Origin of the sequence: Flavonifractor sp. An112, from assembly GCF_904377885.1 — a bacterium.
Classification (GTDB): domain Bacteria; phylum Bacillota; class Clostridia; order Oscillospirales; family Oscillospiraceae; genus Flavonifractor; species Flavonifractor avicola.
The window spans coordinates 1-11,762 of sequence record NZ_CAJFGT010000077.1; the positions used below are offsets into that span (position 1 = coordinate 1).

9 protein-coding genes are annotated in these 11,762 nt (G+C 60.5%); 2 read left to right on the top strand and 7 right to left on the bottom strand.

The annotated features are described in order from the left end of the window. The 6 genes from IHN22_RS10675 to murI form a co-directional block, all read right to left on the bottom strand. On the bottom strand, positions 1-2,277 hold a 2,277-nt coding region (locus IHN22_RS10675), incomplete at its 3' end, for an anaerobic ribonucleoside triphosphate reductase (RefSeq protein ID WP_191435265.1). 222 nt (positions 2,278-2,499) lie between these two features. Next, entirely contained in the window at positions 2,500-3,720 is a 1,221-nt protein-coding gene (locus IHN22_RS10680) for a homocysteine S-methyltransferase family protein (protein WP_191435267.1), read from the bottom strand. A 131-nt stretch (positions 3,721-3,851) separates the two neighbouring features. Then, positions 3,852-5,126 carry a glycosyltransferase family 2 protein gene (locus IHN22_RS10685; protein ID WP_191435269.1) on the bottom strand — a complete coding sequence of 425 codons (1,275 nt, stop codon included), beginning with the start codon at positions 5,124-5,126 and terminating at the stop codon, positions 3,852-3,854. Between the two features lie 333 nt (positions 5,127-5,459). After that, entirely contained in the window at positions 5,460-7,208 is a 1,749-nt protein-coding gene (gene argS, locus IHN22_RS10690; RefSeq protein WP_191435271.1) for an arginine--tRNA ligase, read from the bottom strand. A 63-nt stretch (positions 7,209-7,271) separates the two neighbouring features. Further along, complete coding sequence (locus IHN22_RS10695) at positions 7,272-7,715, bottom strand: DUF1934 domain-containing protein (protein ID WP_191435273.1); 444 nt, start codon at positions 7,713-7,715, stop codon at positions 7,272-7,274. A gap of 88 nt (positions 7,716-7,803) precedes the next feature. Further along, positions 7,804-8,619, bottom strand: coding sequence for a glutamate racemase (gene murI / locus IHN22_RS10700; protein ID WP_087389583.1), 816 nt, complete (start codon positions 8,617-8,619; stop codon positions 7,804-7,806). A gap of 183 nt (positions 8,620-8,802) precedes the next feature. Between murI and IHN22_RS10705 the strand changes: the two genes are divergently transcribed. After that, entirely contained in the window at positions 8,803-9,219 is a 417-nt protein-coding gene (locus IHN22_RS10705) for a hypothetical protein (protein ID WP_191435275.1), read from the top strand. A 40-nt stretch (positions 9,220-9,259) separates the two neighbouring features. On the opposite strand, the gene IHN22_RS10710 is transcribed toward IHN22_RS10705, so the two are convergent. Further along, entirely contained in the window at positions 9,260-10,681 is a 1,422-nt protein-coding gene (locus tag IHN22_RS10710; protein ID WP_191435277.1) for an AAA family ATPase, read from the bottom strand. Positions 10,682-10,859: 178 nt separating this feature from the next. On the opposite strand from IHN22_RS10710, the gene IHN22_RS10715 reads away from it, so the two are divergent. Beyond that, positions 10,860-11,762 (top strand): Ig-like domain-containing protein (locus IHN22_RS10715; protein WP_191435279.1); only part of this gene is annotated, 903 nt, incomplete at its 3' end.

An 11,762-nucleotide genomic window follows, 5' to 3' on the forward strand; every position in this document is an offset into this window, starting at 1 on the left:
GTTGTTGAAGCGGTCCAGGGTGCCCACCAGGTAGCCGGTGATGCGGCGGATGCGCTCAAAGGGCACGCCGTCGGCCTCGGTGCGGCCGCAGCCGGGGCAGCGATCCCCGATGATGCCGGAGAAGCCGCACACCGGGTCCCGGTCCACCGGATGGTTGACCGAGCCGTAGCCGATGCCGCTCTCCTTCATGCAGCGGATGACCTTCTCAAAGGCCTCCAGGTTGTCGGTGGGATCACCGTCCATCTCAATGTAGCTGATGTGTCCGGCATTGGTGAGGGCGTGGTAGGGCGCCTCGATCTTGATCTTGTCGTAGGCGGAGATGGGGTAATACACCGGCACATGGAAAGAGTTGGTGTAGTAATCCCGGTCGGTGATGCCCTCCATGACCCCGAAGCGGGCCTTGTCCATCCGGACAAAGCGGCCGGACAGTCCCTCGGCGGGGGTGGCCAGCAGGGAGAAGTTGAGGCCCCGCTTTTCGCTCTCGGCGTCCATCCGGGCCCGCATATGGGAGATGATCTCCATGCCCAGCACCCGGGCCTTCTCACTCTCGCCGTGGTGGACGCCGATGAGGGCCTTCAAAGTCTCGGCAAGGCCAATGAAGCCCACGGACAGAGTGCCGTGCTTCAGGACCTCCCGCACCTCGTCGTTCCAGTCCAGCTTCTCGCTGTCCAGCCACACCCCCTGGCCCATGAGGAAGGGGAAATTGTAGACGTGCTTGCGGCACTGGATCTCAAACCGCTCCAGCAGCTGGTCCACGCACAGGTCCATCATCCGGTCCAGAGACTCGAAGAAGGTGTTAAGGTCCCCCCGGGCTTTGATGGCCAGCCGGGGCAGGTTGATGGTGGTAAAGGACAGGTTGCCCCGACCGTTGCAGATTTCCCGCTCAGGGTCGTATACATTGCCTATGACCCGGGTGCGGCAGCCCATGTAGGCGATCTCGGTCTCGGGATGGCCGGGCTTGTAGTACTGCAGGTTGAAGGGGGCGTCAAGGAAGGAGAAATTGGGGAACAGCCGCTTGGCGGAGCACCGCATAGCCAGCTGGAACAGGTCGTAGTTGGGCTCGCCGGGGTTGTAGTTGACCCCCTCCTTCACCCGGAAGATCTGGATGGGGAAAATGGGAGTCTCGCCGCCGCCCAGGCCGGCCTCGGTGGCCAGCATCACATTCTTCATCACCATGCGGCCCTCGGGAGAGGTGTCCATGCCGTAGTTGATGGAGGAGAAGGGAGTCTGGGCGCCAGCCCGGGAATGCATGGTATTCAGGTTGTGGATCAGGGCCTCCATGGCCTGATAGGTGGCCCGGTCGGTCTCCTTCACCGCCCGCTGCTGGGCAAACTTCTGGGCCTTCTCCACAGTGGCCTCGTCCCCGAACTTGGGCACCAGAGCGGCCCGCTCGGCGGCAAAGTATTCCTCGCTGCCCGCCAGAATGGAGCACAGGCCGGTCTCCTTCTCCAGGTCGGCCATGACGGCCTTCAACTCCTGCTCGGGGTCACGCTCATCCTCCAGCAGCATGAGGGCCCGGGCCAGGTTCTGACGGTACAGCCGCTTGAAGGTCTTGCGGACACCATCGGCCATGCCGTAGTCGAAGTTCACCACGCTCTGGCCGCCGTGCTGGTCATTCTGGTTGGACTGGATGGCGATGCAGCACAGGGCGGCGTAGGAGGCAATGTCGTTGGGCTCCCGCAGGGTGCCGTGACCGGTGGAAAAGCCCCCTTCAAAGAGTCTCTTGATGTCGATCTGACAGCAGGTGGTGGTGAGGGTCAAAAAGTCCAGGTCGTGAATGTGGATATCACCCTCCCGGTGGGCCCGGGCGTGGTCGGGGTTGAGGACGAACATATCATAGAACTGCTTGGCGCCCTCGGAGCCGAACTTGAGCATGGAGCCCATGGCGGTGTCACCGTCGATGTTGGCGTTCTCCCGCTTGATGTCGGAGTCCTTGGCGGCGGAGAAGGTGATGTCCTCATAGGTCTTCATCAACCGGGTATTCATCTCCCGGGCGCGGCTGCGCTCCTCCCGGTACAGAATGTAGGCCCGGGCGGTCTGGATGTAGCCGTTGTCCATCAGCACCCGCTCCACCAGGTCCTGAATGTGCTCCACGTCGGGCTGCTTCTCCCCTTCCACCTCCAGGATGGAGAGGACCTCGTCGGCCAGCCGTCTGGCCTCGGCCTCCTTGCCCGGCTTGTAAGTGGCTCGGAAGGCCTTGTCAATGGCGCCGGCGATTTTGTCCTCGTTGAACTCCGCCAGTCGGCCGTCCCGTTTTCTGATTTTGGTGAGTGTCATTGCGATCCGTTCCTTTCCCGCTCCACTGTTGCAGGCGATTACCGCCCGTTATATTCTGACACAATATCTTGTGCTTTGCTTCTTTACGCAACACCCATGATACAGTATCTTGATATATGCCGTCAAGGCACAAAACAAAAAGCCCGTCCCAAAAAGGGGACGTGCTTTTTGTCTGTTTCGCTGATTTTATTTTGGGGCCCGAAGGTCCCTTGACAGGGCTTCTTACAGCAGCACCAGGCCGTACCGGCCTGCCATCTCCCGGAGGAAATCCTCCTCCAGATCCCCGGTACCATCCCAGAAAGCCCGGCCCTGATAGAGCCGCAGAGCTTTCTCCAGCAGCTCGGGTACGTCGGACCACAGGCACAGAGCATCCTTCACCACATACTGGTTTTCGGCGAAGATATCCAGATCGTCCTCCTCCAGGATGGCGATCTTCAGCGCGCCCTGGGGGGACTCCTCCTCCGCCTCCAGAATGTCCTCCATCAGGTCAGGGGTACACTCGATGGTCTCACCCACATCCACATCGGGGGTGATGAATCGGGCCTCCTTCTCGCTGGCACAGGGGATCACATCCGGGTCCCGCTCCACCGGGCGGAAGCCGGAAAAGTCCACCTGATCCATAGCCCGTGCCACTGCCTCCAGATGCTCCGGCCCTGCCCCGCAGCATCCGCCGAATATACGGGCTCCGGCGGCGGCATATTGGGGGATAAAGCCCGCCAGTTCCTCCGGGGTACAGCAGGCCCCGGGCAGCCCGGCAGAGGGTTTTGCGATCAGAGGTACGGAGGCATAAGGCGTCAGCCGCTCCAGCTGCTCCGCCGTGTCTGCGGGGCTGGCACAGTTGAGCCCGAAGGCGGACACCCCCATGCCCTGCATAACGATGAGTCCGGCCAGCACATCCGTGCCGCCGGGGGTACGGCCCTCGTCGTCGCAGGTAAAGGATACCCACACCGGCTTGTCCGACACACTCTTGCAGGCCAGCACCGCCGCCCGGGCCTGAGCCATGTCGGTCATCGTCTCCAGGAAAAACAGGTCAACCCCGGCAGCTTCCAGAGCGGCGGCCTGCTCCGTGTAGACCGCCACCAATTCCTCAAAGCTGCTCTCACCAAAAGGAATCAGCGTCAGCCCGGCAGGGGCCATGTCGCCCGCCACCAGCACACCCCCGCCTGCGGCCTGCCGGGTCAGTTCCACCAGCCGCTGGTTGTATTCTCTTACCTGTCCCATGATGCCCCTGCGCTCCAGGCTGGCCCGGTTGGCCCCAAAGGTGGGGGCCAGCAGAATACGGCTGCCCGCCTGCACATAGCGCCGCTGTACCTCCAGCAGAGCCTGGGGATGCTCCAGCACCCACTGCTCGGTGCAGGCTCCGTCGGGCATACCCAGCCGGCGCAGCTCGGTTCCGGTAGCACCGTCCATCAGAATGGGCATAGATAAGGGAATGGTGTCCATAATTGCTCGGTTCCTCCTGTATTGCACATTTGGGTGGTATTATATCACAGTTTCATGATCCAATGCAAGCCTGGTTCCCAGGCAAAAGAGACCTGCCGCGAAACGGCAGGTCTCTTCTCATTGGGTTTGGCTCAGCCCGCCCCCACCCGCTTGGTGGAGGTGTGGTAGATGGGTTTCCACTCTACCTTCTTCACCAGAGCGGCGATGGAGATGGGGATGTACGTAAACATGAAGATGGGGAAGGTAAAGACATAGCCCAGCTTCTGCAGCGGAGAGGCGCTGATGTGCTTCCACTCAGAAAGTACCGTCAGCAGGCCGTAGAAGAACAGGCCCACATAGAAGTTCCACAGAGCGGACAGCATGAAGCCGACGGTCACATCGATAACCTTGGCGGCAATATAGGCGGGCTGGGTCATGCAGCTGGCCAGGATGATGCCGTTGAACAGGATCATCACCAGGGTGAGCAGCATACCGGGGGCCACAGTGACGAACATATCGTAGCAGGAGGTACCCAGCCGTCCGGGGCGGAAACAGCCCTTCAGCAGGGGCACGGTATAATCCCGGTCCACCTCATAGAAGCCCTTGGACCACCGCAGCCGCTGATCCCAGGACTGGCGGAAGGTGGTGGGCTGCTCGTCGTACACCACGGCGGTGTCACAGTAGCCGATCTTGCGGCCCTGGATGGCACAGTCCACGGAGAACTGGATGTCCTCGGTAAGCAGATGGAAGGGCCAGCCCCCGTTTTCCCGGATGACCTTGGCGGACACCAGGAAGCCGGTACCGGACACATGGCAGTTGGTGCCCAGCAGGGTACGGGGGAAGTTAAGGAAGCGGGCCTCCCGCAGGAACCAGATGGAGTATCCGGCAGAGATCCAGTTGTCTCCAAAGTTCTTGGAATTGCGGTAGCAGGTGATGGCGTCATAGCCCTTGTCAAAGGTACGGTTCATCTCAGCCACAAAGTTGGGGTCCACCAGGTTGTCGGCGTCAAAGATGAAGTAGCCGTCGTAGACGTCCTTGCCCTCCTCCTCCAGGCGGTGGAAGAGGTAGTCCATGGCGTAGCCCTTGCCCTTCTTCTGCTGGTCGAAGCGCTCATACACAAAGGCGCCGGCCTTGCGGGCCACACCAGCGGTATCGTCGGTGCAGTTGTCGGCTACCACATAGAGATCCAGCAGCTCTTTGGGGTAATTTTGCTTGTTTAAGCTGTCCAGCAGCTCCCCGATCACCCCTTCTTCGTTGCGTGCGGATACTACCACAGCAAAGCGATGGAGCTTTTCAGGCTGATGGGTCTCTTTCCAGCGGCGGCGCACCAGCCCCACTACCACATAGAAGCCCTGGTAGAGGTAGAGCAGGGTGAACAGCAGCACCACTGCAAAGTTCAAATCTTTTACTAATTCTAATATCGTCATTCCATGATCCTCCGTCTGTTGATCGCTGAAGGAACCTGCCCGCGGTGGATAGCCGCGTGCATTGCATATCATACCACACCCAAAAAAGATTACAAGAGTGTTACATACCAATTAACAGAAGATTAAGGGAAAGTTTTTATTTCTTTTATACAAATGTAAGAAATCCGACCTCTCCCCTGTAAACAGATTCCATATTCCTCTGATTCGTCTGTTTTTGAAACATTCAGCATAGTTTCAGGTAGACATAATATTCTTGCATCGTCGCGGTTTCTTCTTGGACGAAAATTTACAAAAAAAGATCCCGCTTTTTTCAAAAAAGCGGGATCTTTTTCCTTACATCTTTTCAGGAGCGGTAACACCGATGAGGGCCAGGCAGTTGGCAATGACGGAACGGACGGTGTCAGCCAGCTTGAGGCGGGCAGCCAGCACGTCGGCCTCCTCCCCCTTGATGCGGCAGGCGTTGTAGAAGCGGTGGAAGTCGCCGGCCAGGGTAATGAGGTAGCGGTTGACGTGGGAGGGGTCGTAGTCCCGGGCGGAGATACGGATCACCTCAGGCAGCTGGGACAGGGTCTTGATGAGGGCCTTCTCCTCGGCGGTGGTGAAGAGGGCGGCATTTACAGCGGCCGCGTCAGGCATCTGGGCGCCTTCCTCAGTGAGGCGGCTCACTAGGGAGCAGATGCGGGCGTGGGCGTACTGGACGTAGTACACCGGGTTATCGGAGTCCTGCCGCACCGCCAGGTCCAGATCGAAGTCCAGAGCGGAGGTGGAGGACCGGGAGTTGAAGAAGAACCGGGCGGCATCCACACTGACCTCATCCAGCAGGTCCCGCAGGGCGATGGCCTTGCCGGAGCGCTTGGACATCCGAACGGGCTGGCCGTCCTGCAGCAGGTTGACCAGCTGCATCAGCACCACCACCAGCCGGTGGGAGCCATCCAGGCCCAGGCCGTCCAGAGCGGCCTGGAGGCGGGCCACATGGCCATGGTGGTCGGCGCCCCAGATGTTGATAGCCTTGGAGAAGCCCCGCTTCTCCAGCTTGTTGCGGTGGTAGGCAATGTCGGCGGCAAAGTAGGTGTAGAAGCCGTTGGCCCGGCGGAGCACGTCGTCCTTCAGGTCCAGCTTGTCCACCTGCTCCTGGGTCTTGCCCTCAGCCATGAACTTCTGCTTGAGCAGGTCGGTGGTGTTAAGCCACAGGGCGCCGTCCTTCTCATAGGTCCAGCCCTTGTCGGCCAGCATCCCAACCGTCTCGGCCACATAGCCGGAGCTGTGGAGGCCGGACTCCAGGAACCACTCGTCGTACTCGATCTGGTAGCGGCGCAGATCGGCCTTCATCTTAGGGATGTTGACGGACAGGCCGTACTGGGCCATGGCCTCCTGGCGCTCCTCCTCCGGCTTGTCCTTCCAGTCGGGGCCGTGCTGGTCATAGAAGGCCTGGGCCAGCTCCTTGATGTCGTCGCCGTGATAGCCGTCCTCGGGGAAGGGATAGTTCTCCTCACCCAGCACGATCTGGAGGTACCGGGCGTCGATGGACATGGCAAACTTGTGGATCTGGTTGCCGGCGTCGTTGACGTAGAATTCACGCCACACGTCGTACCCGGCCCGGGTGAGCACGCTGGCCAGAGCGTCGCCCAGCACGCCGCCCCGGGCGTTGCCGATGTGCATGGGGCCGGTGGGGTTGGCAGAGACGAACTCCACCATCACTTTTTCGCCGTGGCCCTCGTCCACCGCGCCGTAGGTGCTCCCCTCAGCCTGGATGTCGGTGAGGACCTCGCCGTACCACTTGCTGCCCAGGGTGAAGTTGAGGAAGCCAGGGCCGGCGATCTCCACCTTATCAAAGAAGGTACCCGCCAGATCCAGATTGTCCACAATGGTCTGGGCGATCTGCCGGGGGGCCTTGTGGAGAGCCTTAGCGCCCGCCATGGCGAAGGAGGAGGCGTAGTCGCCGTGGGTGGGGTCCTTGGGGATCTCGATGGTGGCCTTGACCTCCGCCCCTGCGGGCAGCAGGCCCTGGGCCGCGGCCTTCTCGTAGGCCGCCTGTGTCAGCTGGGCGACCTGCTCCCGGGCCGCCTGGATCATATTGGACATATCTATCACCTTTTCTTTATTTCTCAAAATACAGCCCTCAGACGGAGAACCTCTGCCAGGGCTTTACTGCTGGATATGATTTCCCTTCTGCCGCACCTGGATGTGGAAGAGGTTCTCACCCGCCACGGCATGGTCAATCTCCAGGGCATAATTGATCTCAATGCTGCCGCCGTCGGGGCTGAGCTGGGCCCGCATCTTCTTGGTGTTGATGCCTACCGCCAGCGCACCGTAGGGCGTGTTGTACATGGACAGGTGCCGCCGTCCCTCCTCAAAGACCATCTGGGAGTTGACCTCCCCCACCCGCAGCAGGGTGACCCGCTCAGGCTCGATCTGGAAGGTGGTAAGGGTACCCTCCAACCCGGTGAGCTCGCTCTCCTGATAGCTGAGGGTGTAGCCGTCCTCGCCGTCGAGGGACAGCCTGCCCTCGGTCACCAGTTCGATGACTTCCGGCTCCTGATCCTCAAAGGACTGCTTGCCCCGAATGGATATGATAACGTTGTTCTCCATGGTTCTATGTTCCCTCTTTATCGGCCCTTCCGGCCGCAAATTGCACCATATTATATCCAATTCCCGCCCTAATGTAAAGGGCTGGTTTTCAATAGCAGCTGATATCCACCTGGCCCACGGTACCGGTGACGTCCCAACCCAGGAAAATGGAGGCCAGCCGGGAGAAATCCTCCTGACGGTCGCTGACAAAGTACCGGCAGCTGCCTCCCTCCGTCTTTCCGGACAAAGCGTCATCGGCTGCCAGCCGGGCGGCAGCGGCGCGGGCGCCCTCCGCTCCGGCGTTGACCAGCCGGACCTGGGGCCCCATCTGGGCGGCGATCACATCCTGGAGCAGCGGATAGTGGGTACAGCCAAGTACCAGGGTGTCCACTCCCGCCTCCTTCAGGGGGGCCAGATACTCCCCCGCCACCGTCTCGATGACAACATCGCCGGGCCTGAAGCGCCCGTTCTCCACCAGGGGCACAAAGAGGGGGCAGGCCTGGGCAGTCACCTGGGCCGCCGGGTCGGCCTTGCGGATAAGGGCCTCATAGGCGCCGCTGCGGATGGATGCCTGGGTGCCGATGAGTCCGATCCTGCCGTTTTGCGTGGTTTCCGCGGCGGCGGCAGCAGCAGGGGCCACTACACCCAACACCGGGATGGGGTTCTCATTGGCCAGGATGTCCAGGGCCGTGGTGGACACGGTGCCGCAGGCAATGACGATGAGTTTCAAATCAAAGGTACGCAGAAAGGCCACGTCCTGGCGGGCGTACCGGATAATGGTCTCCTTGGAGCGGCTGCCGTAGGGCACCCGTCCGGTATCTCCGAAATAGACGATGTCCTCCCCCGGCAGCAGGCGGCACAGCTCCCGCACCGTGGTCAGGCCGCCCAGGCCGGAGTCAAATACGCCAATGGGTCGACTGTCCAAGGCGTTCCCTCCTTGTAATACTATGGTTCTTTTAATGATAGGGGAAACAGGGCAGGAAAACAAGGGGTTATTTTCACATTTTTCCCTCCCCGGTTTGACATTTCTTCGGGGGTGATTATAATATGAGAGTGGGGTATGGTCCCTCCTGCCCCAACGTCATGACAGCGAGGAGGTCGCATTGGTATGAAGCTGGAACTGACGACCAAGCAGTTTCGCCGTCTGCTGGATATGGCCTATATTGGCAACTGGATCTTGAATTCCACCCGGGGTGACGACCGGTTCAGGGACTATGACGAGGTAGAGAGCCTGCTCTTTGCCAAGGCCCGGGCAGAGGGAATGCCCATGCTGGCCGAGGACTGGCAGGGCGAAGTGGTCCCCTCCCGCGCCTTCGCCGAAGGCGGCATCCACGAGGCCATCATGGAATACGAAAACAATGTGTTCTTCGATATTCTGGCGGAGGACCTGGCCCGCCGGGACATGGACGACGCCCCGATCGACGAGAGCAATTATGACGAACTGGCCAGCCGCATCGACGCCTATATCGCTGAATTTGAGGAACACGGCACCGATAACATCCTGGTAGACAGCGATCACCTGTAAGACGGCTCAAAGCCCCTGCCATATTTGGCAGGGGCTCTTTTTATGCCTCCGGCTGGTCCTCCTTCAGATCCTCCAGCGTCAGCGCCATCAGCTCCTCCTTGCCGGGGGCCTCCAGGGCGGCCACCCGGTCAGACTGACGGGCCACCGCCCGCTCGAACAGATTGCGCACGTCCCGGGCGTTGCCAAAGTTCTCATCCCGCTCTTCATACAGAGTTTTAAAATACTCTTCGGCATACTTCCGGCTCTCATCACTAAGGGTATATCCATTTTTCCCACACATGGAGCAGAAGATCTCCATCAGCTGTTCCCCATTATAGTCCTCAAAATAGAAGTACTTATTGAACCGGCTCTCCAAACCGGGGTTGGCGTGGAGGAAGCGGTCCATCAGCTGGGTGTAGCCCGCCACAATGACCACCAGATCCGCCCGGTGGTCCTCCATCCCCTTCAGCAGAGTCTCGATGGCCTCCCTGCCAAAGTCGTTGGGGTTGTCCTGCCCCGCCAGGGCGTAGGCCTCGTCGATGAAGAGCACGCCTCCCAGGGCCTTCTGAATCACCTCGCTGGTCTTGATGGCGGTCTGTCCTACGAAGCCGGCCACCAGACCGGACCGGTCCACCTCCACCAGCTGTCCCTTGGACAGCACGCCAATGGCCTTGTACAGCTGGGCCAGCAGCCGGGCCACCGTGGTCTTGCCGGTGCCGGGATTGCCCATGAACACCAAGTGAAGGGACAGGGGCGGCACTGGCAAATCGTGCTCCTGCCGCAGCTTACGCACCTTCACCAGGTTGACCAGACTCTTCACGTCGGCCTTCACCTTTTCCAGGCCGCACAGCTCATCCAGCTGGGCCATCAGCTCCTCCAGAGTAGGCTCCGGCTCCTCCGACTTGTCCTCCTCCTTTTGCTCCGCCGCCGGAGCGGTCTGAGGCGTTTGGGGGACGGGCCTGCGGGTCACAAAGTCCCCCACGTCCAGAGGCGCCTTCTCCCCCTTCAATCCCTCCTGATCACACAGGGCGGAGAGGGCATCGGCGCACTGGTTGACAAACCCGGCCTCGGCCTCGCTGACCTGATCGTCCACCGCGGCAAAAAGCAGCAGCATCAGGGTGGTCAAATCGATAAACCGGCGGGCCAGGCTGGTGCCCGATACCTTGTCGCAGGCCCGCATCCGGTTGAAAAATTCCGGCGGCCGGAATCCGGGATAACCCGCCACCTCCGAGGACAGTTCCCAAAACAACACCGATGGGGCCGGATTGCCCTTGGTGTAGATGGCGTTGTAAAATTCCACATACCTGGGGGTGGGAGAGGCCCCATCCCGCTGCCACAGGCCCAGAGCGCAGCCACGAAAGAAGGGATCGGCCTCCCGGCCAAACCGCTCCCGCAGCACCTGGTCCGGGATCTGACGCCGGAACGCGGCCACAGCTTCGCTGTACTGTTTGTGGGCTTCCGCAGCACTGATGGAACCTTTCATATGCTCCGCCTCCCCTGCCGTTCTGCCTGCTATTATATCCAATTTGTTTTGACAGTGCAACCCCGCCCATCAGTTGACATAATTGTTAAAAAACTTTTATATTTCCTGAAGTACCGTTGACGGGCCGCGCGTCGGCGTTGTACAATAGACACAAGAATGTCGATTGGAGGGATTTCCTATGGCATCCAGACGAAGCAGGGACGACCGTCCCAAAATGATTCATTGCGAATACTGCGGCGAAGACTACGCCTCTACTTATAAGCACTGCCCGTTCTGTGACGAGATTCCGCTGGACGACGAGGACTTTGACGGCGATGAGGATTCCCCCCGCCGTGCCCGGGGGGGCAAGCGGTTGGTAACCAACACCAGAGGCGGCGGCTATGGCCGCGGCCCCTCTCCCCTCCGTCTGGTGGGGATCATCGTCTCTCTGGCGATCATCATCGCGGCGGTGATCATTGTGATCTCGGTGATCATTCCTCTGGTAACCAAGGGCGGCTCCGCAGACGATCCGTCCAGCGTGGAAAGCGTTATGCCCACCGACTCCGCCCAGCCCAGCATAGAGCCCACCGAGTCGCCCGATCCGTCGGAGACCATTCCCGCCGACCAGACGGCCACCGACTTCACCCTGAGTCTGACGGAGTTCTCCCTCAGCAACCGCTATCCCGATCCTATCACCTTGACCGTCACCTTTATTCCCGAGGGTTCCTCCGGCGCCATCACCTGGACCAGCAGTGATCCCGAGGTGGTCAGCGTAGATGAGACCGGCAAGGTAAGCGCCGGGACCAAGACAGGCAACGCCACCATTACCGCCACCATGCCTGGCGGCGTGACCCACACCTGTCTGGTTCACAACTCGGTAACTACCGGCGGCTCTACCACCACCGGCTCCGGCACCACTACGTCTACCTCTCTGTCTCTGAGCCGGACGGATTTCACCCTGAGCAAGACCTACCCCTCCTTCCAGATGAAAGTAAGCGGCACCTCCTCCACCCCCGTGTGGAGCATCGGCAACAGCGCCGTGGCCACCGTGTCCTCCAACGGCACCGTGACCTATGTGGGCAAGGGTACCACCACCCTGACC

Excerpts from the sequence above, each read along its gene's own strand:
- IHN22_RS10685 (WP_191435269.1), bottom strand. The coding sequence starts at position 5,126 with ATGACGATATTAGAATTAGTAAAAGATTTGAACTTTGCAGTGGTGCTG.
- IHN22_RS10680 (WP_191435267.1), bottom strand. The coding sequence starts at position 3,720 with ATGGACACCATTCCCTTATCTATGCCCATTCTGATGGACGGTGCTACC.
- IHN22_RS10710 (WP_191435277.1), bottom strand. The coding sequence starts at position 10,681 with ATGAAAGGTTCCATCAGTGCTGCGGAAGCCCACAAACAGTACAGCGAA.
- IHN22_RS10705 (WP_191435275.1), top strand. The coding sequence starts at position 8,803 with ATGAAGCTGGAACTGACGACCAAGCAGTTTCGCCGTCTGCTGGATATG.
- argS (WP_191435271.1), bottom strand. The coding sequence starts at position 7,208 with ATGTCCAATATGATCCAGGCGGCCCGGGAGCAGGTCGCCCAGCTGACA.
- IHN22_RS10695 (WP_191435273.1), bottom strand. The coding sequence starts at position 7,715 with ATGGAGAACAACGTTATCATATCCATTCGGGGCAAGCAGTCCTTTGAG.